This window comes from Streptomyces diastaticus subsp. diastaticus (assembly GCF_011170125.1).
In the GTDB taxonomy this organism is placed as follows: Bacteria; Actinomycetota; Actinomycetes; order Streptomycetales; family Streptomycetaceae; genus Streptomyces; species Streptomyces diastaticus.
This window is the reverse complement of record NZ_BLLN01000005.1, coordinates 1,203,238-1,228,565: the sequence shown is the minus strand read 5'-3', so window position 1 is coordinate 1,228,565 and position 25,328 is coordinate 1,203,238. Positions and strand designations below refer to the sequence as shown.

Annotated in this window: 24 protein-coding genes and 1 pseudogene; 21 read left to right on the top strand and 4 right to left on the bottom strand. The window is 73.8% G+C overall.

Features of this window, described 5'->3' with window-relative positions:
• Positions 1 to 6 precede the first annotated feature (6 nt).
• The 4 genes from Sdia_RS22835 (at position 7) to Sdia_RS22820 (ending at position 3,023) form a co-directional block, all read left to right on the top strand.
• Complete coding sequence (locus Sdia_RS22835; RefSeq protein WP_115069096.1) at positions 7 to 393, top strand: cell division protein SepF; 387 nt, start codon at positions 7 to 9, stop codon at positions 391 to 393.
• Positions 394 to 522: 129 nt separating this feature from the next.
• Positions 523 to 1,836 carry an AAA family ATPase gene (locus tag Sdia_RS22830; protein WP_100457276.1) on the top strand — a complete coding sequence of 438 codons (1,314 nt, stop codon included), beginning with the start codon at positions 523 to 525 and terminating at the stop codon, positions 1,834 to 1,836.
• Between the two features lie 11 nt (positions 1,837 to 1,847).
• Positions 1,848 to 2,336, top strand: coding sequence for a nucleotide pyrophosphohydrolase (locus tag Sdia_RS30370; RefSeq protein ID WP_370464556.1), 489 nt, complete (start codon positions 1,848 to 1,850; stop codon positions 2,334 to 2,336).
• A gap of 207 nt (positions 2,337 to 2,543) precedes the next feature.
• Positions 2,544 to 3,023, top strand: coding sequence for a DUF6099 family protein (locus tag Sdia_RS22820; RefSeq protein ID WP_100457275.1), 480 nt, complete (start codon positions 2,544 to 2,546; stop codon positions 3,021 to 3,023).
• An 86-nt stretch (positions 3,024 to 3,109) separates the two neighbouring features.
• Here the strand turns inward: Sdia_RS22820 and Sdia_RS22815 are convergent, their stop codons facing one another.
• Positions 3,110 to 4,033 carry an LLM class F420-dependent oxidoreductase gene (locus Sdia_RS22815; protein ID WP_100457274.1) on the bottom strand — a complete coding sequence of 308 codons (924 nt, stop codon included), beginning with the start codon at positions 4,031 to 4,033 and terminating at the stop codon, positions 3,110 to 3,112.
• Positions 4,034 to 4,166: 133 nt separating this feature from the next.
• On the opposite strand from Sdia_RS22815, the gene Sdia_RS22810 reads away from it, so the two are divergent.
• Entirely contained in the window at positions 4,167 to 4,676 is a 510-nt protein-coding gene (locus Sdia_RS22810) for an NUDIX domain-containing protein (protein ID WP_100457273.1), read from the top strand.
• A 72-nt stretch (positions 4,677 to 4,748) separates the two neighbouring features.
• Positions 4,749 to 4,901 (top strand): annotated as a pseudogene (locus Sdia_RS22805) (hypothetical protein); the annotation flags it as partial.
• Positions 4,902 to 5,374: 473 nt separating this feature from the next.
• Here the strand turns inward: Sdia_RS22805 and Sdia_RS22800 are convergent.
• Positions 5,375 to 5,641: a hypothetical protein gene (locus Sdia_RS22800; protein ID WP_229831445.1), complete on the bottom strand. Its 267-nt coding sequence runs from the start codon at positions 5,639 to 5,641 to the stop codon at positions 5,375 to 5,377.
• A gap of 59 nt (positions 5,642 to 5,700) precedes the next feature.
• Between Sdia_RS22800 and Sdia_RS22795 the strand changes: the two genes are divergently transcribed.
• The 3 genes from Sdia_RS22795 (at position 5,701) to Sdia_RS22785 (ending at position 9,859) form a co-directional block, all read left to right on the top strand.
• Complete coding sequence (locus Sdia_RS22795) at positions 5,701 to 6,939, top strand: arginine deiminase (RefSeq protein ID WP_100457272.1); 1,239 nt, start codon at positions 5,701 to 5,703, stop codon at positions 6,937 to 6,939.
• Between the two features lie 168 nt (positions 6,940 to 7,107).
• Positions 7,108 to 8,133, top strand: a complete 1,026-nt coding sequence (gene argF, locus Sdia_RS22790; protein ID WP_100457271.1) for an ornithine carbamoyltransferase — start codon at positions 7,108 to 7,110, stop codon at positions 8,131 to 8,133.
• Positions 8,134 to 8,401: 268 nt separating this feature from the next.
• Positions 8,402 to 9,859, top strand: a complete 1,458-nt coding sequence (locus Sdia_RS22785; protein ID WP_100457270.1) for an amino acid permease — start codon at positions 8,402 to 8,404, stop codon at positions 9,857 to 9,859.
• Here Sdia_RS22785 and Sdia_RS22780 read toward each other — a convergent pair.
• Positions 9,807 to 10,256, bottom strand: a complete 450-nt coding sequence (locus tag Sdia_RS22780; RefSeq protein WP_100457269.1) for an ATP-binding protein — start codon at positions 10,254 to 10,256, stop codon at positions 9,807 to 9,809. The genes Sdia_RS22785 and Sdia_RS22780 overlap by 53 nt on opposite strands.
• 935 nt (positions 10,257 to 11,191) lie before the next feature.
• Here Sdia_RS22780 and Sdia_RS22775 point away from each other — a divergent pair.
• The 12 genes from Sdia_RS22775 (at position 11,192) to mnhG (ending at position 24,033) form a co-directional block, all read left to right on the top strand.
• The gene (locus Sdia_RS22775; protein WP_100457268.1) at positions 11,192 to 12,709 is read left to right on the top strand and encodes an ATP-binding protein; all 1,518 of its coding nucleotides are present in this window, start codon (positions 11,192 to 11,194) and stop codon (positions 12,707 to 12,709) included.
• Between the two features lie 2 nt (positions 12,710 to 12,711).
• Positions 12,712 to 13,122, top strand: a complete 411-nt coding sequence (locus Sdia_RS22770) for a roadblock/LC7 domain-containing protein (protein ID WP_100457267.1) — start codon at positions 12,712 to 12,714, stop codon at positions 13,120 to 13,122.
• Positions 13,119 to 13,481 carry a DUF742 domain-containing protein gene (locus tag Sdia_RS22765; RefSeq protein ID WP_100457266.1) on the top strand — a complete coding sequence of 121 codons (363 nt, stop codon included), beginning with the start codon at positions 13,119 to 13,121 and terminating at the stop codon, positions 13,479 to 13,481. The genes Sdia_RS22770 and Sdia_RS22765 overlap by 4 nt, the downstream gene beginning before the upstream one ends.
• Positions 13,459 to 14,070 carry a GTP-binding protein gene (locus tag Sdia_RS22760; RefSeq protein ID WP_100457265.1) on the top strand — a complete coding sequence of 204 codons (612 nt, stop codon included), beginning with the start codon at positions 13,459 to 13,461 and terminating at the stop codon, positions 14,068 to 14,070. Before Sdia_RS22765 ends, Sdia_RS22760 begins: the two co-directional genes overlap by 23 nt.
• Positions 14,067 to 15,317 carry a cytochrome P450 gene (locus Sdia_RS22755; RefSeq protein WP_100457264.1) on the top strand — a complete coding sequence of 417 codons (1,251 nt, stop codon included), beginning with the start codon at positions 14,067 to 14,069 and terminating at the stop codon, positions 15,315 to 15,317. Before Sdia_RS22760 ends, Sdia_RS22755 begins: the two co-directional genes overlap by 4 nt.
• Positions 15,318 to 15,365: 48 nt before the next feature.
• A complete protein-coding gene (locus Sdia_RS22750; protein ID WP_100457263.1) occupies positions 15,366 to 16,613 on the top strand; it encodes a cytochrome P450 family protein in 1,248 nt (415 codons plus the stop codon).
• 207 nt (positions 16,614 to 16,820) lie between these two features.
• Positions 16,821 to 19,763: a Na+/H+ antiporter subunit A gene (locus Sdia_RS22745; RefSeq protein WP_124287977.1), complete on the top strand. Its 2,943-nt coding sequence runs from the start codon at positions 16,821 to 16,823 to the stop codon at positions 19,761 to 19,763.
• The gene (locus Sdia_RS22740) at positions 19,760 to 20,998 is read left to right on the top strand and encodes a Na(+)/H(+) antiporter subunit C (protein ID WP_189500360.1); all 1,239 of its coding nucleotides are present in this window, start codon (positions 19,760 to 19,762) and stop codon (positions 20,996 to 20,998) included. The genes Sdia_RS22745 and Sdia_RS22740 overlap by 4 nt, the downstream gene beginning before the upstream one ends.
• Entirely contained in the window at positions 20,995 to 22,647 is a 1,653-nt protein-coding gene (locus tag Sdia_RS22735; protein WP_115069101.1) for a Na+/H+ antiporter subunit D, read from the top strand. The genes Sdia_RS22740 and Sdia_RS22735 overlap by 4 nt, the downstream gene beginning before the upstream one ends.
• Positions 22,644 to 23,255: a Na+/H+ antiporter subunit E gene (locus Sdia_RS22730; RefSeq protein ID WP_115069102.1), complete on the top strand. Its 612-nt coding sequence runs from the start codon at positions 22,644 to 22,646 to the stop codon at positions 23,253 to 23,255. The genes Sdia_RS22735 and Sdia_RS22730 overlap by 4 nt, the downstream gene beginning before the upstream one ends.
• A complete protein-coding gene (locus tag Sdia_RS22725; protein WP_100457258.1) occupies positions 23,252 to 23,584 on the top strand; it encodes an MrpF/PhaF family protein in 333 nt (110 codons plus the stop codon). The genes Sdia_RS22730 and Sdia_RS22725 overlap by 4 nt, the downstream gene beginning before the upstream one ends.
• Positions 23,581 to 24,033, top strand: coding sequence for a monovalent cation/H(+) antiporter subunit G (gene mnhG, locus Sdia_RS22720; protein ID WP_100457257.1), 453 nt, complete (start codon positions 23,581 to 23,583; stop codon positions 24,031 to 24,033). Before Sdia_RS22725 ends, mnhG begins: the two co-directional genes overlap by 4 nt.
• Before the next feature lie 14 nt (positions 24,034 to 24,047).
• Here mnhG and Sdia_RS22715 read toward each other — a convergent pair whose 3' ends face one another.
• Positions 24,048 to 25,304 carry an arginine deiminase gene (locus Sdia_RS22715; RefSeq protein WP_185393516.1) on the bottom strand — a complete coding sequence of 419 codons (1,257 nt, stop codon included), beginning with the start codon at positions 25,302 to 25,304 and terminating at the stop codon, positions 24,048 to 24,050.
• Positions 25,305 to 25,328: the final 24 nt, after the last annotated feature.

The following is a 25,328-nucleotide window of genomic DNA, read 5'->3' as shown; positions in this document are numbered from 1 at the left end:
GGGGCAGTGAACGGCCACGACGTCACCGATGAGCAGTGGGAGGGCCTGGCCCAGGTCGTACCCCTGCGGGGCCGCGACGCCTGGCCGTCCTGGCCGGGCCACCGCGCCACCCCGGAAGCCCGGACCGAGCCCAGGCGCCGGTTCGTAGTCATGCGGGTCAACGTCTTCTCCGACGCCCGCGACGTCGCCGAGACACTGATGACCCGGGTCCCCGTCCTCCTCGACCTCAGTGGCGCCGAGACCGACGTCGCCAAACGGGTCCTCGACTTCAGCAGCGGAGTCGTCTTCGGCCTCGGCAGCGGAATGCACCGCGTCGACCGGAACGTCTTCCTGCTCGCCCCGCCCGGCACGGAGGTCCAGGGCCTGGTGGAGAGCGTCACCCCGCAGAGCTGACCCGGCCCGCTGTCCCGGCCTCCCGAGGGGCCGGGACAGCGGTCGCGAGCCCGCCTCCGTCCCCCGATCGTAGGAACGGTTCCGGGGCAAAACGGTTCACCTCCGGCACCCGCGTCTACGGTCCGCTGCATGACCGTCCCCCCGCAGCTCACTCCCGGCAGCCGCGGCCCCCGCCGCCCCGCCCTCCCCTTCCGCCCCACCCCGGTACGTCCCTCCGGCGAGACCGTCCCCGGGCCCCGCCGGAGCCCCTCGGACCCACCGCCCCGGCCCGACGCCGACGAGCAGGCACCCCAGGCGGAACCACGGCCCGCCGTCACCGAACTGCGCCTCTCCGCCTACGCGGGCCTGCGACGCACCCGCGTCCCCCTCGGGCCCCTCACGCTCCTCGCCGGCCCCAGCGGCAGCGGCCGCAGCACCGTCCTCGGCGCCTACGCCGCCCTCGCCGCGCTCGGCTCCGGCACCCACCTGGGGAAGGTCTTCCCCGATCCGGCCGCCTGCGTCCCGGAGAACGCGCGGCCCGACGCCCAGCGGCGGCGCGGCTTCCGCATCGGCTGCACCGTCGACGGGCCCGTCGGCCCGGTCCGCCTCGACCTCGCCGTGCAGGCCGAACCCGCCCTGCGCGTCGTCGGGGAACGCCTCACCTGGCGGGGTGTCACCCTGCTGGAGACCGCCCTGCGCGACCCGGGGCGGCGCACCGTGCAGGCTGCCTGGCACACCGCCGGTGCGGCGCCGGTGACCCGCGGCCCGCTCCCCGACGACCAGCTCGGCACCGCCCTGCTGCCGCTGCGGGTCGCGGGGCGGACCGCGGGGGAGCGGCAGGTGCTCGCCGCCGCCGAACAGGTCGTGGTCGCCCTGCGCTCCGTCTTCGCCTGCGACCCGCGGCCCGCCGCGATGCGCGCCCCGGTCCCGGTGGCCGGCGGCCGGCTGCTGCCCGGCTGCGACAACCTCGCCGACGTGCTGCTGCGGACCCGTACCGAGTGCGCGATCCGCCACGGCCTGCTCGTCTCCGCCGTCCGTGAGGCCGCGCTCCGCCCGGTCCACGACGTCCTCGCCGAACTGCGCCCCGGCGGCGCGGTGGAAGCCGTCCTCGACCGGGGAGCGGGACCCCGCACCCCGCTGGCCCGCCTCGGCGACGGCGAACTGCGCCACCTGGCGCTCGCCCTCGTCCTCCTCACCGGACCAGGTGTGCTGGAGGTCGACCCGGCGGCCGAGGTGCCCGGCGCCTACCAGTGCCTGACGGTCCTCGCCGACGGGCTCGACCGCGACCTGGACGCCCGGCAGTTGCGCGGACTGGTCGCCCTGGCCGGGCGTGCTGTGGAGCACGGGCACATCCGGCTGATCGGCGCGGTCCGCGACGCCGGGGAGGGCGCCGGGGCCGACCCGGCGGCGGTGCCGGGGGCGACAGTGGTAGACCTGACGCCGGACGGGGCCGGGAACGGATGAGGGGCGCAGAGGTGGACGCGGCGGGGCGTGCGGGACGTGGACCGGAGCAGGCCGGTGGGGCCGCGGGCGCGGGGCAGGGCGGAGCGGGGCCGGGCGACGCGGGCGCGCTCACCGCCGAGCTGCTCCAGCGGCGGCTGGCCCGGTTCGCCGCCGCGCGGGAGTGGGGGCAGTACCACACGCCGAAGAACCTGGCGGCCGCGCTCAGCGTGGAGGCCTCCGAACTCCTGGAGATCTTCCAGTGGCTGACGCCCGGGCAGGCGGCCCGGATCATGGACGATCCGGAGAACGCCTTCCGGGTCCGCGACGAGGTCGCGGACGTGCTCGCCTACACCCTCCAGCTCTGCGAGGTGCTGGGGATCGACGCGCTGGAAGCGCTGGCCGCCAAGATCGAGCGGAACGAGCGCCGCTTCCCCGCAGGCCCGTACCCGCTCGGCCCCGAGCCCTCCGCCGCACGGGAAGTCCCTCCGCGCTCTTCCGCGCCACCTCACTCTCCGGAGTGATCCAGTTGTCCACAATCGATCCTGTGTCCACAGATTTCCGATTTCCTCTGGTGTTTCGACGCGACGTAGCTCACTCTGGGTAGTGGACTGATGTGCCCGGAGTGTTCGCCGGGCGTCCGGCGCCGCCCCTCCCTGCCCGTTCACCGGTGCGGGGCGGCGGCGCCGGGCGCGGGCGGCTCCGGCGCGTGCGAGTGAACGGGGAGCGGAATGGACGCGTTGCGACTCATCACCATGAACCGGCGGGCCCTGCTGCGCGGTCACAGCCTGGAGACCCTCACGGCGGAGGTGTGGGAGGCGCAGGCGCTGACCCGCGCCGTGGGCGCGCTGCTCGCCGAGGAGGGCCCGCGCGCACTCCGTGAGACCGCCCTCGCCCTGAGCAGCCCCGGCGGCCGCACCGCCGAGGCGACGGAACTGCCGGTGCCCTGCCGGGGCGACCCGAGGGCGGCCAGGCTGACCCGCGTCCCGGACGTCGAGGCCACCCTGCTCGCCCTCGCCGAACTCCTCGGCGAGGTGGGGATCGCCCTGGTCGGCCTCGCCTGCGGGGTGTACCAGGAGGCGTTGTACTGGGCCTCGGTCGAGGCGATCGACGCGGCGGACGAGGCCCGGGACCGCGTCCTCGACATGCTCCGCGCCCTCGGCGAGGGCGCGGGCCGGCCCGGGCACGACTCCACGGCCGGGCTGCGATGAGCGGCCCGGTGCGGACGCCGTCCCCGGCCGGCGGCTCCGCCGGGCCCCCGGCGGCGGGCGTGCGGCGCGGGGGTCCGGCGAGGGGATCAGGAGAGCTGCGGCATGACCTCGGCGGAGATCAGCTCGAGCTGGTCCAGGTCGTCGAGGTCGAGCATCTGGAGGTACATGCGCTGCGAGCCGACCGCCTGGAAGGCCGCGATCCGCTCCACCACCTCCGCCGGGGAGCCGGCCAGCCCGTTGGCCTTCAGCTCGTCCACGTCGCGGCCGATCACGTCGGCGCGCCGCTTCACCTCGGCGTCCGTCCGGCCGACACAGGCGACGAGGGCGTTGGAGTAGACGAGGCCGTCGGCGGGGCGGCCCCGCTCCTCGGCGGCGGCCCGCACCCGGCCGAACTGCGTCGCGGTGTCCTCCACCGAGGCGAACGGGATGTTGAACTCGTCGGCGTACTGCGCCGCCAGCGCCGGCGTCCGCTTGGCGCCGTGACCGCCGATGAGTACCGGCACCCGCTCCTGGGCCGGCTTGGGCAGCGCCGGGGAGTCCTTGAGCTGGTAGTACGTCCCGTCGAAGTCGAACCGGTCACCGACCGGCGTCCTCCACAGCCCGGTGACGATCGCCAGCTGCTCCTCCAGCCGCCCGAACTTCTCCTTGGGGAAGGGGATGCCGTAGGCGGTGTGCTCCTCCTCGTACCAGCCCGAGCCGAGCCCGAGCTCCACCCGGCCGCCGGACATGGCGTCGACCTGGGCCACCTCGATGGCGAGGACACCGGGCAGCCGGAAGGTCCCGGCCGTCATCAGGGTGCCGAGCCGGATCGTCTCGGTCTCGCGGGCGAGACCGGCGAGGGTGATCCAGGCGTCCGTCGGCCCGGGCAGGCCGGAGACGGAGCCCATGTGCAGGTAGTGGTCGGAGCGGAAGAAGGCGGAGTACCCCAGCGACTCGGAGGCCCGTGCGACACGGAGCAGCGTGTCGTAGGTGGCGCCCTGCTGGGGTTCGGTGAATACGCGAAGATCCATGACTCCATCTTGCCTCCGCCACTCCGCGTGCCGGCACACCGCACCGGGACCGCCGGACACGGATGCGCACCTTCGGGTGGTCGTACGGCGAACGCCCGGTACCGGGGCAGCCGCGAGGTCCAGGGTGGGAGCCATGACCGACACCACTCTGGCCGCCTCACCGGGCCGCCTCTCCCGGGCCGACTGGCTCGCCTCCCTGCCCCGCAACACCGCCTGTTCGGCCCTGGTCCTGCACGACGCGGAGTACCGGCTGCTCCTGGTCCACGCGACCTACGAGGACAGCTGGCAGTTCGTCGGCGGGGTCAGGGACGCCCAGGACGACCCGTGGACGACCGCCGTCCGGGAGGCCCGCGAGGAGATCGGGTACGAACTGGTGGGGCCGCCGCGGCTGCTCGGGTACGACTGGGTGACCTTCGAGGACTGCGAACCGGCCGTCCAGCACTTCTTCCGGGCCCCCGTGCTGGAGCCGGGCCGACTGGACAGCATCCGGCTCTCCGAGGAGCACGACGACTGGCGCCTGCTCTCGGTCGAGGAGTGGACCCGGCACCTCGGCCCGCACCGCGCCCGGCGGCTGCGCCCGGTCCGCGACGCGCTGCGCACCGGCCGTCCCCTCTGCCTCCGCGACGGCTACCCGGTGACCTGACCTACTGGGACGCCCGCGCTCAGGCACGGGTTCGCCCGCCGCAGCGAGAACCGCCGGCCCGCCACCGTCCACCTGGCCGTACTCGCCCCGGTTCTCCGCACGCCGGCCACCCGGGGCCGCCCCGGACGCCCCGCCTCCTACCTCGGATTCCTGCTGCACGAGCATCCGGCGCAGGCGTTCACCACCGCGCACGGCACCGCGCACGTGTTCCACCCGGAAGCGTCGGGGAGCGGTGAGGCGGACCGTCCATGACGACCCGGTTCCAGACCCGTCACGCGGACGAGGTCCAGTGCCACTGGACGGCACCGGCGAGAAGGGCCCGGCGGAACCGCGGCGGTGGGGGCGGCGTGGTCGTGCGGGCGCGGGGCCTCGGCGAGGGAGACGGCGGAGTGGGTTCGCGCGCGGAGCACGCCCGGGAGCCCCGCACCGTGCCACGCGCGACGACCCCACGGGCCTCACCGCGGCGGCCGGCGCGAGCGGCCTGCCCACTTGAGGGGACGCGGCTCGCGGGGAATCCGGCTTCGGTGGCGGCGCGCCCCGCGGCTGCCGCTCTCGGCCGCACCACCCGCCTCTGAGCGGTCACCCGCCCGGCGGCCCAGCTCGTCGTGCCCGTGACGCCGCTTGTCGGGACCAGGTGCCGGCGGGAGGGCCCGTCGGCTCCGGCCGGCCGGCGCACGGGGCGGAGCGCGCGGGTCCGGTCACGCCAGGAAGTCGATCCGCCGGCCGATTCCCCTCTTCAGCGCTTGTCCGTGCGCGAGCCAGGACAGGGCCAGGTCCTGCCAGGGGAGGCCGACGGGGGCGTAGACGGAACGGGTGGCGGGGTCGGTACGGCCGGGGTGGGCGCCGGTGAGGAGGTCGCCGAGGTTGGTCGCGGCGGTGGCGGGGAGACCGGCCGCCGCGAGCGCGCCCGCCTCGGCGGCCAGTTCACGGTCGTCGACGCCTGGGGCGGGGGAGAGGCACGCCACCGCACACTCGCCCGCCGTTCGCCGCGTGAACCGTCCGCCGATTGGTGAGGATGAGAGGCATGGGATTCCATGTCGACTCCGAGGTGGGGCAGCTGCGCCGCGTCATCATGCACCGGCCCGGGCTGGAGCTGAAGCGGCTGACACCCACCAACAAGGACGCGCTCCTCTTCGACGACGTGCTCTGGGTGCGCAGGGCCCAGCAGGAGCACGACGGCTTCGCCGAGGTGCTGCGGGACCGGGGGGTGCGGGTGCACCTCTTCGGTGATCTGCTGCGGGAGAGCCTGGACCTCCCTGAGGCGAGGGAGCTGGTCCTCGGGCGGGTCTTCGACGAGCGGGAGTTCGGCCCGCTCGCCACCGGTCACCTGAGGGCCGCCTTCGAGACCATGGACTCCGCGGAGCTGGCGTCCGCCCTGGTCGGCGGGATGACCAAGCGGGAGTACCTGGCCCGGCATCCGGAGCCGCTCTCGGTCCGCTTCCACGTCTGGGAGCAGGACGACTTCCTCCTCCACCCACTGCCCAACCACCTGTTCACCCGGGACACCTCCGCCTGGATCTACGACGGCGTCTCGGTCAACGCGATGCGCTGGCCCGCGCGGCAGCGCGAGACGGTCCACTTCGAGGCCGTCTACCGCCACCACCCGCTCTTCTCCACCGGGCACGCCCGGCCCTTCCACACCTGGTCCAGGGGGCAGGAGTGCTACCCCTCGACGATCGAGGGTGGCGACGTGCTGGTCCTCGGCCACGGCGCGGTGCTGATCGGCATGAGTGAGCGGACGACTCCGCAGGCGGTGGAGATGCTGGCCAGACGGCTCTTCGCGGCGGGTTCGGCCCACACCATCGTCGCCCTGGACCTGCCGAAGCGCCGGGCCCTCATGCACCTGGACACGGTGATGACGATGGTCGCCCCGGACGTCTTCACGCAGTACGCGGGGCTCGGCATGCTCCGCTCGTACACCATCGAGCCGGGCGCCGGCGCGCAGGACCTCAAGGTCACCGACCATCCACCGGAGCACATGCACCGGGCGATCGCGGCGGCGCTGGGGCTCGGCGCGATCCGGGTGCTCACCGCGACCCAGGACGTGCACGCCGCCGAACGCGAGCAGTGGGACGACGGCTGCAACGTCCTCGCGGTCGAGCCCGGCGTGGTCGTCGCCTACGAGCGGAACGCCACCACCAACAGCTACCTGCGCGACGAAGGGCTGGAGGTCATCGAGATCCGGGGCAGCGAGCTGGGGCGCGGGCGGGGCGGCCCGCGCTGCATGAGCTGTCCGGTCGAGCGGGACGCGGTCGGCGGGTGACCGGGCTGACCGGGCTGACCGGGATGTCGGGAGTGCCGGGGCGGGGAGCGGTGGCCCCGTGCGAGGGTGCGGTCCCGCGGGTGCGCGCCGGATGCGCACCGCTGTATATTCATGTGTTTATTCGTATAGACTTCCATGGTCATCGTATCCGTACCTCAGGAGCGCCCCATGGCGACAGACCTCACCGGCCGCAGTTTCCTCAGAGAACTGGACTTCACCGCCGAGGAGTTCCGCTCACTCGTCGCGCTGGCCGCCGAGCTCAAGGCCGCCAAGAAGGCCGCAACCGAGATCCAGCGGCTCCGCGGGCGCAACATCGCGCTGATTTTCGAGAAGACCTCCACCCGTACCCGGTGCGCCTTCGAGGTGGCCGCCGCCGACCAGGGGGCCTCCACCACCTACCTCGACCCGTCCGGGTCGCAGATGGGGCACAAGGAGTCCGCCAAGGACACCGCGCGGGTGCTGGGGCGGATGTTCGACGCCGTCCAGTACCGGGGTGACAGCCAGGCCACCGTCGAGGAACTGGCGGCCCACGCGGGCGTGCCGGTCTTCAACGGGCTGACCGACGACTGGCACCCCACCCAGATGCTCGCCGACGTGCTCACCGTCACCGAGCGCACCGCCAAGCCGCTGGAGCGTGTCGCCTTCGCCTACCTCGGCGACGCCCGGTTCAACATGGGCAACTCCTACCTGGTCACCGGCGCCCTGCTCGGCATGGACATCCGCATCGTCGCCCCGCGTGCCTACTGGCCCGCCGACTCCGTCGTCGGCGAGGCCCGCCGCCTGGCCGCCGCCAGCGGGGCCCGGATCACCCTCACCGAGGAGGTCGGCACCGGGGTGCGCGGTGCCGACTTCGTCGCCACCGACGTCTGGGTCTCGATGGGCGAGCCCAGGAGTGTCTGGGACGAGCGCATCGCCGCGCTCGGGCCGTACGCGGTCACCGCCGAGGTGCTGGCGGCCACCGGCAATCCCGACGTCGTCTTCCTGCACTGTCTGCCCGCCTTCCACGACCTCGGTACGGAGGTCGGCCGGCAGATCCACGAGAGTCACGGGCTGACCTCGCTGGAGGTCACCGACGAGGTCTTCGAGTCCCCGCACTCCGCCGTCTTCGACCAGGCGGAGAACCGGCTCCACACCATCAAGGCCGTCCTCGTCGCCACCCTCGCGGGCCCCGGCGGGGGCGCGGGGAGTGAGTGAATAGTCATACGCTCGATGGCGAATATGCGCATAACCATCCGTTAGGCTGGTCATGCGACCGAGTGGGGGCCCGGACCGACCGTCCGGGCCCTCTCCGTTGTGTTCGCGGCCCCCGTCCGACCCCGAGGACGGGCATCCGTGGGACGTGCCGGTGGTGTGGCGCGCGCCGCACCCGCCGGGGACCTGACGCTGCCGATGCTGACGGCAGGCCGACGTGCCACCCACGGGCCGCCCCCCCCCACGCACCACCGAAAGCGAGCACCACCCCATGCGTCCCACCGGAGCGCGCGTCAAGCCGCCGGAACTGCTCGTCGCCGAGTCCGGCGCCGACCTCGAGGGGCACGGCCTCAAACGGACCATGGGACTGTTCCAGCTGGTCTGCTTCGGCATCGGCGCCGTGGTCGGCACCGGCATCTTCGTCGGCCTCTCCGACACCGTCGCCGAGGCCGGGCCCGCCGTCGTGGTCTCCTTCGTGCTGGCCGCCGTGACCTGCGTCTTCACCGCGTTCTCCTTCGCGGAGCTGGGCGGGGCCATGCCGGTCTCCGGCAGCTCGTACTCCTTCGCCTACGCCAGCCTCGGCGAGCGCGCCGCCTTCCTCACCGGCTGGTGCCTGCTGCTGGAGTACGGCGTCTCCATCTCGGCGGTGGCCGTCGGCTGGGGCCAGTACCTCAACGAACTGCTGCACAGCCTGGTCGGCCTGCGGCTGCCCGACGCGCTCTCCAGCCCGCCCGGCGAGGGCGGCGTCGTCAACCTCCCGGCCGTCGTCGTGATGCTGCTGGCCGCCGTGCTGCTGGTGCGCGGGGTGCGCGAGAGCGCCCGCGCCACGGCGGTCATGGCCGTCCTGAAGATCGGCGTGCTGCTGCTCTTCTGCGCCATCGCCTTCAGCGCCTTCCAGCAGGACAACCTCGCCGACTTCGCCCCCGCCGGGGTCGCCGGGGTCACCTCCGGCGCCTCGCTCGCCTTCTTCTCCTACATCGGCTTCGACGCGATCACCACCGCCGGCGAGGAGGTCAAGAACCCGCGGAAGAACATCCCGGCGGCCGTGCTGATCTGCATCGGCGTCGTCACCGTCCTGTACTGCCTGGTCGCGGTCGCCGCCATCGGCGCGCTCTCCGCGGACGAGGTGGCCGACCGGCCGGCCGCGCTGTCGCTCGTCGTCAACCAGGTCACCGGCTCCGCGATCGGCGGCGGCGTCATCGCCTTCGGCGCGGTCGTCGCCATCGCCTCGGTGGTGCTCGCCGTGATGTACGGCCAGACCCGCATCCTGATGTCGATGGCCCGGGACGGCCTGATCCCACGCGTGTTCGAACGAGTCTCGCCGAAAACGTCGACGCCCGTCGCCAACACCTGGATCGTCACCGCCGTCTTCGCCGTCCCGGCCGCCGTGGTCCCGCTCGACGTGGTCATCAACCTGACCACCATCGGCACTCTGGCCGCCATGGCCGTCGTCAACGTCGCCGTGATCGTCCTCCGCCGCACCCGCCCCGACCTGCGGCGCAGTTTCCGTGCCCCGCTCTTCCCGCTGACCCCGCTGGCGGGCATCGCCTTCTGCGCGTACCTGATCTACGGCACCGGCCCGCTGACCTGGCTCCAGTTCGCGGTCTTCCTCGCGGTCGGCGTGCTCGTCTACGCGCTGTACGGCCGGCGGCACTCCACGCTGGCCGCCCGCGAGCTCAGTGCGGCCGAGGACGGCCCCCGTCGGGATGCTCCGCCGTCGGCAGGGTGAACCAGATCGCCTTGCCGGTCTCGGTGGGGCGGTGCCCGCAGGACAGGCTGAGCGTGCGGATCAGCAGCAGCCCGCGGCCGCCCTCCGCCCACACGTCGGGCGGCTCGGGCGGCAGCTCGTCCGTCAGCCTCGTCGGCGTGGCGCGGCTGCGGTCGTGCACCTCCACCTGGCACCGCTGCTCCAACAGGTCGACCACCAGCTGGATGGGGTCGTCGCCCTCGGTGTGCTCCACCGCGTTGGCGACCAGCTCCGCGGTGAGCAGTTCGGCCGTGTCGCTGTCCGCGGACGGCCGGATCTCCGCGAGGGCCTTCCGGATGAGCGCGCGTGCGATGGGCACGGCCGCGGTCGAGTGCGGCAGCGAGACGCGCCACGAGGTGGTGGCGGGGGCTTCGGACACGGGCGTAATCCGTTCGGCGGGGTACGGCTCCCAGGCCGTGGTTCTCCGGGTGGTGCGGCGCCCGCGGTGGTGCTGTGCGCGGTCTTCCGCCACGGGCTTGCTCCAGCGTACGAAGGTGCGGCCGGTCCTGGAGAGTCTCCCGCCGCGGCGGAGTGGCGGCCACCGGAGCACGGCGGGGCGCCGCGGCCGGTTCTACCGGCGCTTTCGCCGGTTCCACGGTCGCCTTCCGGCCGCGCTCGCCGCCGCGGCGTGTGACGCGCCTCACGCTCACCTTTCTTCGCGGTACGCGGCGATCGTTCCCTTCTGTCCCTCTCTGCCGCCTCCTGTGCGCATAACGTGCGCCTCTGGGCGGGCCCCCGTCGCGCCGGACGCCTGACGCCTGGGCGGATGAGGCGGCCGGGCGCCGGGCGGGCCGCCACCGCGCGCCCTCACCCGGGGCCCGGAGGCGCGGGCCGCCCGCCCCGCGTGTTCCCTTGGTGCCCGGCCGGCCTCCGCCTGCTCCGTCCCGCCCGCCCGCCAACCGCCGCCCCTCGGGTTTGAGTCCCCCTGTCGCGGTGATACGCGCTCGGACGGGTCCCGCGAGGTGAGGAGGTTGTCGCAGGTGCGCGCTGAGGCACGGAACCGGGTCCGGGCGCCCGCCTGCCCGTGGCCGCTCCCCGTTCCCGGAGGAACCGGCCCAAGTGGTGCCCACGCGGTGTGGCCTGATCGTGACGGTGCGCGGAGCCGGTGGCGGGGGCACCGCTTCCGCTTTTCTCCGGCGAGGTTACGATCAGTCAAGATCACTTGGTGAAAGGGCACTTCACCCATGTCCGTGCAGCACGGCCGTCCCCGGGGACGGGGCGACGCCGGTGGAGCGTCCGCTGGGAGCCGCGGCTGAACCTCCGGACCCCGTCCCTGTCCCGGCCGACACGTTCCGCCCCTTGCGAAGGTTCTCCATGGCTCGTTCCCCCCTGCACGCCCCCGGCCCCGGCTCCGGCCGCGCGGCGCGCTCGGCCCGGCTGCTGTGGCCCCTGGCCCTGACGCTCGCCCTCGCCACCTTCTTCACGGCCGCCGCCCTGATCGCCCGGTACGGCTCGGTACTGCCCGCGCTCGGCACCGGCGCCGCCGGGGTGCTCGCCCTCGCCCTGCTGGAGCGGCTGCGCCGCGAGCACCGGGCGGCGCTCGACGAGGCGGCGCGTCAGAGCGAACGCCTCGCCGCCCGCGACGAGGAGGCGGTCCGCCGCGACGCCCAGTGGCGCGCGTACACCGAGCACCAGGCCGAACACCTCCGCGACGAGCTGGAGCACGTCCTGAAGGAGCGGCTGCCGGCCGCCACCAGCGGCACCGCGCAGATCCCGCCGGCGGGCCCCGCCGCCGCCGGGCTGGCCGACTCCATGCCGGCCGTCCCCGACCTCCTCGACCGGCTCCTCGCCGAGGTGTCCCGGGAGGCCGCCGACCAGGCCGAGTCGCAGCGGCTCTCCCTGGTGGAGCTGGCCAGCCGGGTGCAGACCTCCGCCCACCGCATCCAGGCCACCGTGACCGGCCTCGCCGAACGCTTCCCCGGCAACGCCGACCTGCTCGAAGCCACCATGCAGGTCGACCACGCCGCCACCCAGCAGGCCCGGCACGCCCAGAGCCTCAAGGTGCTCTGCGGCGAGTGGCCCGGCCAGCAGTGGCAGAAGCCGCTCGCCCTGGTCGACGTGGTGCGCGCCGCCTCCGGCCGTGTCGTCGCCTACCGCCGGGTGACCGTCTCCGGCGAACCCGACGTCGGCGTGCACGCCTCGGTGGTCGAGCCGCTGATCCACCTGGTCGCCGAACTCCTCGCCAACGCCACCGAGTACTCCCCGCCGCGCACCAGCGTCCTGGTCACCGTCCGCACCGTGCAGCGCGGCGCCGTGGTCGAGGTGGACGACGGCGGCCTCGGCCTGGACGAGTACCGGCTCGGCCACGCCCGCGAGATCGTCTCCGGCCGCCGGCTCCTCGGCGTCGGCGAGGTCGGCGAGATCCCGCAGACCGGCTTCGCCGTCGTCGGCCGCTTCGCCCACCGGCACGGTTTCCAGGTCGACCTCGGCCCCTCGCCGTACGGTGGTGTCCGCGCCGTCGTACTGGTCCCGCTGGACGTACTGGAGAGCCTGGAGCCCGCCGGGACCCGCACCACCGCGCCGCCCGCCGCCCCCCGCCCGCCGGCCCAGGCGCCCGCCGCCGCGCCGCCCGCGCCCCCCGCCGAGGAGAGGCCCCGGCGGGCCCCCGGCTCACGCCTGCCCCAGCGCCGCTCCCGGCGCGGCGAACGCCTCGGCCCCGCCGACGAGGCGCCCGCCGCCCCGCCCGCACCCGCCCCAGGCACCCCCGAGGAGGCCGGCGACTGGATGGACGCCTTCTTCGCCGGCGGCCGCGGCGAGCCGGACCGGCCGCCCGCCGGGCCCACCGACCCCCACGCGCACGATTCCGCCGATCCCCCCGAAGGACAGCCCTGACCATGACTTACGTGGAGAACCCCGAGCAGCGCGCCTGGATGATCGCCGACGTCGCCACGGTGCCCGGCGTGCGCCAGGTCATCGTCTTCAGCAGCGACGGCCTGCTGCTGGCCAAGTCCGAGGGCATGGACCGGGACGCCGCCGACCGGCTCGCCGCCAACTGCTCCGGCCTCCAGTCCCTCGGCCGGAGTCTGGGCCGCGAGCACGGTGAGGAGGGCGGCTCCGTCCACCAGCAGATGGTCGAGTTCGAGGGCGGCTTCCTCTTCATGCGCAGCGCGGGCGGCGCCCACCTCGCCGTCCTCACCGGGCCGGTGGTCGACCCCAAGCTGGTGGCCCGCCAGATGCAGGCACAGGTCCTGAAGATCGGCGCGGGCAACCTCAGCAGCCCGCCCCGCCAGGAGCCCACCCGGTGACGGCCCAGGGGGAGCAGCCCGAGCGCGCGGTGCGCTCGTACGTCATCACCAGGGGCCGCGCCCGGCCCAGCCGGAACACCATCAACGTCGACACGCTGCTGGTGGCCGCCGACCCGGGCCGCCCGCTGCCGGTGACCGCCTCCCGCGAGGAGGCGGCCCTGGTGCGGATGTGTGCCCGGCTGCTCTCCCTGGCCGAGGCCGCCGCCCACCTGTCGCTCCCCGTGAGCCTGGTCAAGGTGGTCGCCTCGGACCTCGTCGACTCCGGCCATCTGGCCGCCCGCTCCGGCATCCCCGAGGCCGTCGGGCCCGACACGCAACTGCTTCAGGAGGTACTGGATGGGCTCCGCCGGCTCCGCTGACCGCTATCTGCCCGACACGGTGCAGCAGGCCGTCAAGATCCTCGTCGTCGGCGCCTTCGGCGTCGGCAAGACCACCCTCGTCGGCTCCGTCAGCGAGATCGAGCCGCTGCGCACCGAGGAGCACATCACCGAGGCGAGCGCCGGGGTGGACGACCTGGCCGGGCTGGGCACCAAGCACACCACCACCGTCGCCATGGACTTCGGCCGCATCACCCTCAACGACCGCATCGCGCTCTACCTGTTCGGCACCCCCGGACAGCGGCGCTTCTGGGACCTGTGGGAAGGGCTCGCCGAAGGCGCCCTCGGCGTCCTCGCCCTAGTCGACACCCGCCGCATCGAGGACAGCTTCGACGTGCTGGAACAACTGGAGCTGCGGGGCCTGCCGTTCGCCGTCGCCGTCAACGAGTTCCCGGACAGCGAGCGGTACGGCACCGAGGAGATCCGTGCCGCTCTCGACCTGCTGGACGAGACCCCGGTGACCGTCTGCGACGCCCGCGACCCCCGCTCCTCCCTCGACGCCCTCATCACCCTCGTCCAGTACGTCTTCGACCGGGCGGACCGTGCCGCCCCGCAGGAGCCCGTCGCATGACCGCCCCGCCGCCCGGCTGCCCCGCGCACGCCGCCACCGGACTCGTCCCCCTCGCCGCCGCCACCGGCGCCCCCGACCACCGCGAGGTCTACCGCGCGCTGCGCGCCGAGTGGGGCGACGTCGCCCGCGTCGAACTGGAACCGGGGGTCCCCGCCTGGCTGGTGATGGGCCACCGCGAGATGCTCACCCTCACCCGCAACGAGCAGCTCTTCTCCCGCGACGCCCGCAACTGGCGCGACCTGCGCGAAGGCGTCGTCTCCCCGGACTCCGGGCTGCTGCCGATGATGGGCTGGCGGGCCAACGTCGTCGGCGCCGACGGCCCCGAGCACCGCAGGCTGCGCGCGCCGCTCGACGACGGCGTCGCCCGCATCGACCAGCGGCGCGCCCGCCGCCAGGTGGAGGCGCTCTGCGAGGAGCTGATCGCCGAGTTCGCCGCCCGCGGCAGCGCCGACCTGGTCGGCGAGTACGCCACCATCATCCCGATGCTCGCCCTCGCCTCGCTCTTCGGCCTGGACAGCGCGGGCGGCCACGAACTGCTGCGCGCCCTCATCGCCCTCTTCGGCAGCGCCGACGACTCGCAGGCCGGCAACCGGCAGTTCGAGGAGATCCTCCTCGACACCCTCCGCGAGCGGCGCGAACGCCCGGCCGACGACCTCACCACCGCCTTCCTCGACCACCCGAACCTCCGCAACGAGGCCGAGCACCTCCAGTCGGTCGTCGTCATGATCTCCGCGGGCAACGAGACCGTCACCGCGTGGATCGCGCACACCCTGCGGCTGCTGCTGTGCGACCCGCGCTTCGCCTCCCGGCTGCACGGCGGCCGCCTCGGCATCGACGACGCCCTCGACGAGGCCCTCTGGCGCGACCCGCCGATGAACAACATGCCGGCCCGGTACGCCCTGCGCGACACCGAACTGGGCGGCCACCGCATCCGGGAGGGCGACTGCCTGATCCTCGGCATCGCCGCCGCCAACGACGACCCGCTGATCCGTCCCGAGGACGAGCTGACCGAACCGGGCAACCGCGCCCACCTGGCCTTCTCCGCCGGCCCGCACGTCTGCCCGGCCCAGGTCCCGGCCCGCCTCATCACCCGTACCGCCGTCAAGACCGTGCTGCACAGGCTCCCCGGGTTGCGGCTGACCGTGCCCGCCGAGGAGATCCGCTGGCGGCCCTCCCCCTGGACCCGCGTCCCCACGGCGCTCCCCGTCGACTTCCCGCCCGCACCGGGCGCGGTCCGCCACCCCTGACCGGCCGCGCCCCCGCCCGGCCGTGCCCCGACCGTCCAAGGAGAACCGGTGACCACCACCCCCGACGCCGCCGTCCCCGAGATCACCCTCGACCCGTCCGGCGGCGACCACCACGGCGAGGCCGCCCGGCTGCGCGCGCTCGGGCCCGTGGTCCGGGTCCGTCTCCCCGGGGACGTGCTCGCCTGGGCCGTCACCAGTCACGAACTGCTGACGGACCTGGTGGCCGACCCGCGCATGAGCAAGGACTGGCGGAACTGGAACGCCATCCGCCGCGGCGAGATAGAGGACGGCTGGCCGCTGATAGGCATGGTCAAGGTGACCAACATGGTCACCGCCGACGGCCAGGAGCACCGCAGACTCCGCAAACTCGTCACGCAGACCTTCACCCCGCGCCGGGTGGCCGAACTGCGGCCGCGCATCGAGGCCATCGTCGCCGAACTGCTCGACGAACTCCCCTCGCACGCCGACGCCGACGGCACCGTCGACCTGCGCCTGCACTACGCCAACCCCGTCCCCATGCGGGTCATCTGCGAACTCTTCGGCGTCCCCGCCCACGAACAGCCCCGCCTCAAGGAGCTGATGGACAACATCTTCCGCTCCGACCTCGGCCCCGACGAGGTGACGGCCAGCCAGGTCGAGCAGTACCGACTGCTCGCCCGCGTCGTCGCCGCCCGGCGCGCCGAGCCGGGGCCGGACCTGACCAGCGCGCTGATAGCCGCCCGCGAGGCCGACCCGGACGCGCTCAGCGAGGAGGAACTGGTCGGCACGCTGCTGCTGATGCTCTCCGCCGGGCAGGAGACCACCCTCAGCCTCGTCACCAACGCCGTCCGCGCCCTGCTCACCCACCCCGACCAGCGCGCCCTCGCCGAGGCCGGTGGCGAGGAGGTCTGGGAGGCCGTGGTCGAGGAGACGCTGCGCTGGGACGCGCCGATCGGCAACTTCCCCTTCCGCTACCCGCTGGAGGACGTCGAGATCGCCGGCGTCCGGATCGCCCGGGGCGAGGCGATCATGGCGCCGTACAGCGCGGTCGGCCGCGACCAGGCGCAGCACGGTGCCGACGCCGACCGCTTCGACCTGACCCGCGAGCAGCAGCGCCACCTCGCCTTCAGCCACGGCCCGCACTTCTGCCTCGGCGCGCCGCTGGCCCGCCTGGAGGCGGCCGTCGCCCTCCCCGCCGTCTTCGCCCGCTACCCGGGACTCTCCCTCGCCGTCGACCCCGCCGCCCTCACCCCGGTGCCGTCGATGTTCTCCAACAGCTCCGCCACCCTGCCCGTCAGGCTCGCCCATGTCACCTGAGCACCACCTGTTCCACCCCCGTCCGGCCCGCCGGGCCGCCCCGGAACTCCCGGGGCGGCCCGGCGGGGCCGGACGGCGTTCACCCGCCTCGGCAGGGGAGGGGCGCCCGGCGCGCCGGTCCGAGAACCCGAGGGGCGCGATATATCACTGTTGGGTGCCTTACGTTCCCGCTGTGACCTGTGGGCGACCCGAGCGGCCCGGCGCCCTGTGATCGCGCTCGTCGTCGCCCACTTCGTCCTCGCCGTCTGCGCCAAGCCGCTGGTCAGGTGGCTGGGCACCCGGGCGTTCCTGGTCCTCGCGCTGCCCCCGCTCGCGGCCACCGTGTGGGCCTGCGTCCGGCTGGCGGACACCGCCGAGGGCGGTGCCACGGAGTGGAGCTGGGAGTGGATCCCCACCTACCAGGTCTCGCTGGCGCTGCGCCTGGACGCGCTCTCCGAACTGATGGTCCTGCTCGCCGCGGGCATCGGCACCCTGGTCCTCGTCTACTGCGTCCGCTACTTCCACGACGGCACCCGGAACCTGAGCCGCTTCGCCGGGACGCTGCTCGCCTTCGCCGGCGCCATGCTGGGCCTGGTCCTCGCCGACGACCTGATCGTCCTGTACGTCTTCTGGGAGATCACCAGCGTCCTGTCGTTCCTGCTCGTCGGCCACGGCAGCGAGTACAAGCAGAACCGGCGCTCCGCCCTCCAGGCGCTCACCGTCACCACTCTCGGCGGACTGGTCATGCTGGTCGGGTTCCTGATGCTCGGCCACGTCACCGGCACCTACCGGATCTCCGAGATCCTCGCCTCGCCGCCGCCCTCCTCCACCCTGCTGGAGATCGCGGCCCTGCTCATCCTCTGCGGCGCCTTCTCCAAATCGGCGATCTGGCCCTTCAGCATGTGGCTGCCGAACGCCATGGCCGCCCCGACCCCGGTCAGCGCCTACCTGCACGCCGCCGCCATGGTCAAGGCCGGTGTTTACCTCGTCGCCCGCCTCACCCCGGCCTTCGGCGACCTCTCCCTGTGGCGCCCGCCCATCCTGGTCCTCGGCTGCGTCACCATGCTCCTCGGCGGCTGGCGCTCGCTGCGCCTGCACGACCTGAAGCTGGTCCTCGCCTACGGCACCGTCAGCCAGCTCGGCTTCCTGATGGTCCTCGCCGGGGACGGCAACTACGACGTGGGGCTCGCCGCCGTCACCATGATCCTGGCCCACGCCGCCTTCAAGGCTCCGCTCTTCCTCGTCACCGGCATCGTCGACCACGCCACCGGCACGCGTGACCTGCGCCGTCTCTCGGGGGTGGGCCGCGCCCTGCCCTGGGTGGCCGGCACCGCCGTGGTCGCCGCCCTCTCGATGGCCGCCCTGCCGCCGATGCTCGGCTTCGCCGCCAAGGAGGCCGCCTTCGAGGCGCTGCTGGAGGGCGACACCCCGGACCTGTGGGCGCTGGGCGTCATCGTGGCCGGCTCGGCGCTCACCACCGCGTACAGCCTGCGTTTCGTCTGGGGTGCCTTCGCGCGCAAGCCCGGCGTCGCCGACACGCCCACGCAGCGGGTCGGCTGGCTCTTCCTCGGCCCGGCCGCCGCCCTCGCCGTCCTCGGACTGGTCCTCGGGCCCGGCGTCGGTTCGGCCGAGGAACTCCTCGCCACCTACGCCTCGCAGTACACCGTCCCGGCCGACCCCTACCACCTCGCGCTCTGGCACGGCCTCGGCACCGCGCTCGGGCTCTCCGTCGCCGCCTGGGCCGCCGGTGTGCTGCTCTTCCTCGCCCGCAAGGAGGTGCGCACCCTCTCCCGGCGCATCGCCTGGCCGACCGCCGACGCCGTCTACGGGCAGGTGCTCCTCGGCCTGGAACGCGTCTCCCTCCAGGTCACCGGCTTCGTCCAGCGCGGCTCGCTCTCCGTCTACCTCGCCGTCACCCTGCTGGTGATGCTCGCCGGGCAGCTCGCCGTCCTCGTCACCGACCAGCCGTGGACCGGCGCCCGCTCGCCGGCCGCCTGGGACTCCCCGCTCCAGGGCGCGCTGGCCGCCCTGACCTGCACCGCCGCACTGATGTGTCTCACCGTCAGCCGCCGCATGAAGGGCGTCGTCCTCGCGGGGCTCACCGGCTACGGGACCGCGCTGCTCTTCGTCCTCCAGGGCGCCCCCGACCTCGCCCTCACCCAGTTCGGCGTCGAGACCGTCTCGATGATCGTCTTCATCCTGGTGCTGCGCCGGATGCCGGTCCACTTCGAGGAGTCCTTCAGCCCGTGGCGCCGGTGGGCCCGCATCCCGGTCGCCCTCGCCAGCTCCCTGGTCGTCGCCGTCGCCGTCTGGGTCGCCGCCTCCGCGCGCACCGCCGTCCCCGACGGCGAGCCGATGGTGGCCGAGGTCGCCCACCAAGGGCTGAAGAACGTGGTGGCGACCATCCTGGTCGACCTGCGTTCCTGGGACACCATGGGCGAGTCCGCGGTCCTGGCCGCCGCGGCCGTGGGCGTCACCAGCCTCATCTTCCTGCACCGCCGCACCGACAGCGCCGGCCAGGAGATCCCGTACGACCGGACCGTCTGGTCGCTCTCCTCGCGCGGTGTGGGGCGACCTGGGCCGGAGCCGGGCAGCACCCGCGAGCGGACCTGGCTGGCCGCCGGGCGCTCCCTGGCGCCCGAGCACCGCTCGGTCGTCTTCGAGGTGCTGTCCCGGCTGATCTTCCACCCGATCCTGATCCTCTCGGTCTACCTGCTGTTCTGCGCCGAGAACCTGCCGGGCGGCGGCTTCATCGGCGGCCTGGTCGCGGGCGTCGCCCTGATCACCCGCTACCTCGCGGGGGGCCGCTTCGAGCTGGCCGAGGCCGCGCCCCGCCAGCCCGGCCTCTTCACCGGCCTCGGCCTCTTCGTCATGACGGCCACCGCCCTGCTCGGCCTCTTCGGCGGAACGGTCCTGCACGCCTTCGAGTACCACGGCCACCTGCCGCTCTTCGGCGAGTACCACCTCGCCACGCCCGTCCTCTTCGACTTCGGCGTCTACCTGCTGGTCCTCGGCGTCGTCCTGGACATCGTCCGGGCCCTCGGCGCCAAGGTCGACCGGCAGATCGAGCGGGCGGCGGCGGAGGGGGCCGGCGGGGCCGAGGGCGCCATCGCCACCCGCGGCGGCGCGGATCCCACCGACCCGGCGAACGGAGGAGGAGACGGCCGATGACCATCAGCCTCGCCCTGCTCGTCACCGCCACCGTGCTGATCGCGGTCGGCGGCGTCCTGCTGCTCACCCGTCCGCTGACCCGCATCCTGCTCGGCGCCGTGATCGTCTCCAACGGCATCAACCTGCTGCTGCTCGCCGTCACCGGACTCTCGGGACCCGCGCCGCTGCTCTACCCGGGCGTCGACACCGAAGACGTCACCGACCCGCTGCCGCAGGCCATCACGCTCACCGCCATCGTCATCACGCTGGCCACCACGGCGTTCATCCTGGCGATGGCCTACCGCTCCTACCAGCTCACCGGCACCGACGAGGTCCACGACGACATCGAGGACCGCCGGGTCGCGCTCCGCTCGGAGGTCTACGACGAACGCAGCCAGTTGCGCAGCCGGTACCGGGAGGCGGACCGGGACCCGGAGGTGCGGCGCCGCTACCGCGCCGAGCGGCGCCAGCTGAGCGCCCGCCTCCGCGCCGACCGGGCCCTCCAGGCGCGCGGCCGCGACGCCTCCGGCGACCTGTGGAACGACATCCTCGGCGCCGACCCGGCGGACTACCCGCATTCACCGGGCGACGGCGAGGAGGACGGCCCCGACACCCCCGGGCCCGAAGGCCCCGGCGGCACCGGCCCCGTCGGCCCGGACGCCTCCGGTCCGACCGGCGCACCCGACACCTCGGCCCCCGAGCAGCCCCCGGCCGCACCGGCGGAACCCGGCGCCACCGGCCAGGAGGCCCCCGCGCCCCCCGGACCCCGGGCCACGGACACCACCACCGGCCCGCAGGCGCCGGGCGGGGAGGAGCCGGGCGGGGAAGAGCCCCCCGGACGGCGCGCGGAAGCCCCCGAGGAGGGCGGCGAGGCCACCGGCGCCGGCCACCCCGAGGCCCCGGACGCCGGCGGTGGCGGGCCCGCCGAGGAGACCCCGGAGCCGCACGGCGCGACCCCGGCCCGCCCCGGCGCGGACGAGGGCGGCACCGAGGAGGACACCGGAGCCACCGCGACCCGGCCGCGCCGCGTCGTGCCGCCCCCCGACGCCCAGCACCCCCCGGAGGACCCCGTCCCCGACGGCCACCCCGAGGCGGCACACCGCAGGCGGCCCCGCCCCGACGACCACCCCGCGCCCGACCCGCACCCCGGCCCCGCCCCCTACCCCACGACCCGGCCGGGCCCCGGGAACGCCCGCAAGCCGTACCCCCGCCCGGGCCGGGCGGACCGCCCGCGGCCCCCAGGAGACCTCAGGTGAACGCACTCGTCCCCCTGCCGGTGCTGCTGCCGCTCTTCGCCACCGGCCTCAGCCTCGCGGCGGGCATCCGGCTCAAGCGGTTCCAGCGGTTCATCAGTGTCGCCGTCCTCACCGCCGTCGTGGTGATCTCGGTCGTCCTGATGACCGCCGCCGACGACGGCCCGCTCTCCGTCCACCTCGGCGACTTCGCCCCGCCGCTCGGCATCACCCTGGTCGCCGACCGGCTCAGCGGGCTGATGCTCACCGTCTCCTCGCTGGTCACCCTCTGCGTGCTGGTCTACTCGCTCGGCCAGGGCATGGCCGACAAGGACGACGAGACCCCGCTCGCCGTCTTCCACCCCGCCTACCTGATCCTGGTCGCCGGGATCGCCTGCACCTTCCTCGCCGGCGACCTCATGAACCTCTTCGTCGGCTTCGAGATCATGCTGGTCTCCAGCTTCGTCCTGCTGACTCTCGGCGGCACCGGCCCCCGGATAAGGGCCGGCTCGACGTACGTGATCATCTCGCTGCTCTCCTCGATGATCTTCCTGGTGGCCATCGCCATCACCTACGCGGCCACCGGCACCGTCAACTTCGCCCAGCTCGCCGAGCGGCTGGACGGCCTCTCCCTCGGCGTCACCACCCTCATCCAGGCGATGCTGCTGACCGTCTTCGGCATCAAGGCCGCCGTCTTCCCGGTCGCCGCCTGGCTGCCCGACTCGTACCCGACGGCGCCCGCGCCCGTCACCGCCGTCTTCGCCGGTCTGCTCACCAAGGTCGGCGTCTACTGCATGCTCCGCACCGAGACGCTGCTCTTCCCCGGCAACCGGCTCGGCGATCTGCTGCTGGTGGTCGCCCTCGCCTCGATGGTCATCGGCATCCTCGGTGCCGTCGCCCAGACCGACCTGAAGCGGCTGCTCTCCTTCACGCTGATCAGCCACATCGGCTACATGGTCTTCGGCATCGGACTCGCCGACCGCGAGGGCATCGGCGGTGCCATCGTCTACGTCGTCCACCACATCACGGTGCAGACCACGCTCTTCCTGGTCGCCGGACTCATCGAACGCCGCGGCGGCACCACCGAACTGACCCGGCTCGGCGGCATGGCCCGCAGCGCGCCCCTGCTCGCCGTGCTCTTCTTCGTCCCCGCCATGAACATCGCGGGCATCCCGCCGTTCTCCGGCTTCATCGGCAAACTCGCCCTGATGCGGGCCGGCGTCGACAACGGCTCGGTCCTCGCCTGGGTACTGGTCGGCGGCTCCACCCTGACCAGCCTTCTGACGCTCTACGTCGTCGTCAAGGTCTGGAACCTCGCCTTCTGGCGCAGCGAACCCCCGGGCCAGGCGGCGGAGGGCACCGTCATGGAGTCCGAGGAGGAGGACACGGACGACGACGAGGGCGATGAGGGCGGACCCGCCGCCACCCCGCAGAACGGCCGGGGGGTCCCGGTCTTCCCCGGCGGCGGCCAGGTCGTCGCCACCAGCATCACCGGCAAGGCCGTCACCACCACCAAGCGGCCCCCGCGCACCATGATCGCCGCGACCGCCGCAACCGTCGTGCTCGGCCTCTCCTACACGGTGCTGGCCGGACCGCTCGCCGCCTACACCGACCGCTCGGCGCAGGAACTGCTGACCCGCACGCCCTACATCGAGGAGGTGCTCAGGCCATGATCACCTGGTCGTCCAGCGCGCCCGAACTCCCGCCCCTCAGCGTCGCCTTCGGTCACGGACAGCACCGCAGGGTGCTCGACCTGCCGCTCATCGTGTGGCTGGCCGTCATCTGGGTACTGCTCTGGGGCACCTTCTCCTGGGCCACCCTCATCACCGGCCTGCTCGTCGCCGTCGTGCTCTGCCTGGCCTTCCCGCTGCCCCCGGCCGACCTCGGGCTCCGGCTGCACCCCTGGGGCGTCCTCCGGCTGGTGGCGTACCTGCTGTGGGACATGTGGGTCTCGGGGATCCGCGTCACCAAGCAGATCTTCGTGGACCACCCGCACCGGGCCGCCGTCCTCGCGATCCCGCTGCGCTGCCGCTCCGAACTCATGCTCACCGCCACCGCCGTGGCCAACTCCAACATCCCCGGGGGCTCGGTCATCGAACTGCGCCGCGCCACCGCCACCCTCTTCGTCCACGTCCTGGACGCCGACCGCCCCGAAGCGCTGGAGACCGCCCGCCGGTCCGTCTGGCGGACCGAGGAACTGACCGTCCGGGCCTTCGGCAGCCGCGAGGAGATCGCGCGCGTCTCGGCCGACCCCCGGCAGCAGCAGGAGGATGCGACATGACCGTCTTCGAGTGGATCGACCGCGTCCTGCTGACCGCGGCGGTGGTGATGGTCCTGCTCGCGGGAGCCCTTCTGCTGGTCCGCCTGTGGCGGGGCCCGTCCATGCTGGACCGCGCCATCTGCCTGGACGTCACCGCCGCCCTGATCATCGCCGGACTGGGCGCCCAGGCCGCCTTCAGCCGCGAGCCGTACTACTTCCCGATCATGCTGGTGCTGGCCTTCCTCGGCTTCACCGGCTCGGTGGCCATCGCCCGCTTCATCGCCGTACGCGACCGGCCCGCCGCCGTCCGCGGCCGGGAGGCGACCGTGGAGGAGGACCGCAGCGCATGAACCCCAGCCCCTGGGCCCAGGCCGCCGACACCGCGGGCGCGTTCCTCGTCTTCCTGGGCGCCGCCATCTGCCTGCTCGGCTCGATCGGCATGGTCAAGCTCCCCGAGGTGCTCTCCCGCAGCCACGCCTCGACCAAGCCCCAGGCCCTCGGCATCCTGCTGGTCCTGGTCGGGGTGGAGCTGCGGCTGCGGACCGGCAACGACGCCGGCACCCTCGCCCTGATCATCTTCTTCCAGCTGCTGACCGGCCCGGTCGCCTCACACCTGGTGGCCCGCTCGGCGTACCGCGTCGGCGGCATCCACGCCGACCTGCTCTTCGACGACCTCGACGAGCAGCTCAGTGAGGAACCCGCGATGCCCACCGGCCACCCGCGTCCCGACCCCGGCCGCGAGGACGCCGCCCCCAAGGACGGCCCCGAGGACGGCCCCCCGCCGGCCCCGGACCGCTGAGACGGCGGGCCCCGTCAGAACGTGACCGCGTCGCGGATCAGCGGACACGTCATGCAGTGGCCGCCACCGCGCCCCCGCCCCAGCTCCGCGCCGACGATCGGGATGACCTCGATCCCGGCCTGCCGCAGCAGCGCGTTGGTCTGGGTGTTGCGGTCGTAGGTGAAGACGACGCCCGGTTCGAGGGCGACGGCGTTGTTGCCGCTGTCCCACTGCTGGCGTTCGGACGCGTAGACGTCGCCGCCGGTCTCGATGACCCGCAGCCGGGGCAGGCCGAGGGCGCGGGCGACCACCTCGGTGAAGGGCCGGTCGCCCTCGTCGGTGATCTCCAGCCCGGGTGCCCGGTCGCCCGGGCGCAGCGAGAAGGTGTGCACCGCCTCCATGATCTTCGGGTAGACCGTGACCACGTCGCGGTCGGCGAAGGTGAAGACGGTGTCGAGGTGCATCGCCGAACGCAACCGGGGCATCCCCGCCACGATCACCCGCTCGGCCGCGCCCCGGGCGAAGAGGGCCGCCGCGACCTGGGTGATGGCCTGCCGGGAGGTGCGTTCGCTCATGCCCATCAGGACGACCTTCTCGCCGACGGGCATGATGTCGCCGCCCTCGAAGGTGGCCTGCCCCCAGTCGCGTTCGGGGTCGCCCCACCAGACGGTCGAACCGGCGAAGCCAGGGTGGAAGAGATGGACCGCCTTCATCAGCAGGGTCTCGGCCCGCCGCGCCGGCCAGTACAGCGGGTTGAGGGTGACCCCCTGGTAGAGCCAGCAGGTGGTGTCACGGGTGTAGAGGGTGTTGGGCAGGGGCGGCAGCAGGTAGGCGTGGCCGCCGGTGGACTCGCGGGCCAGCGCCACGAACCCGGTCCGGTACTCCGGCGGCAGGTCGGCGGTGGCCAGACCGCCGATGAGGTGTTCGGCGAGCCGCCGGTCGTCCAGCGTCTCCAGGTAGGCGAGGGTGCTGTCGACGAGGCCGACGCCCACCTGGTCGGCGGTCACCTTCCGCTCCAGGAGCCAGCTCCGGGCCCCGGGCACGGCCATCGTCTCGGCGAGCAGCGTGTGCAGCTCCACCACGTCCACCCCGCGCCGGCGCAGCTCGGCGACGAACTCGGCGTGGTCGCGCTGGGCGTTCTCCACCCACATCACGTCGTCGAAGAGCAGGTCGTGCGAGTTGGTGGGGGTGAGTCTGCGGTGGGCGAGACCGGGCGAGCAGACCAGCACCTTGCGCAGCCGGCCGACCTCGGAGTACACGCCGAGCGGGGGCTCGGGCACGGTGGTGGGCATGGCGCGCTCCTCGTCCGCTCGTGC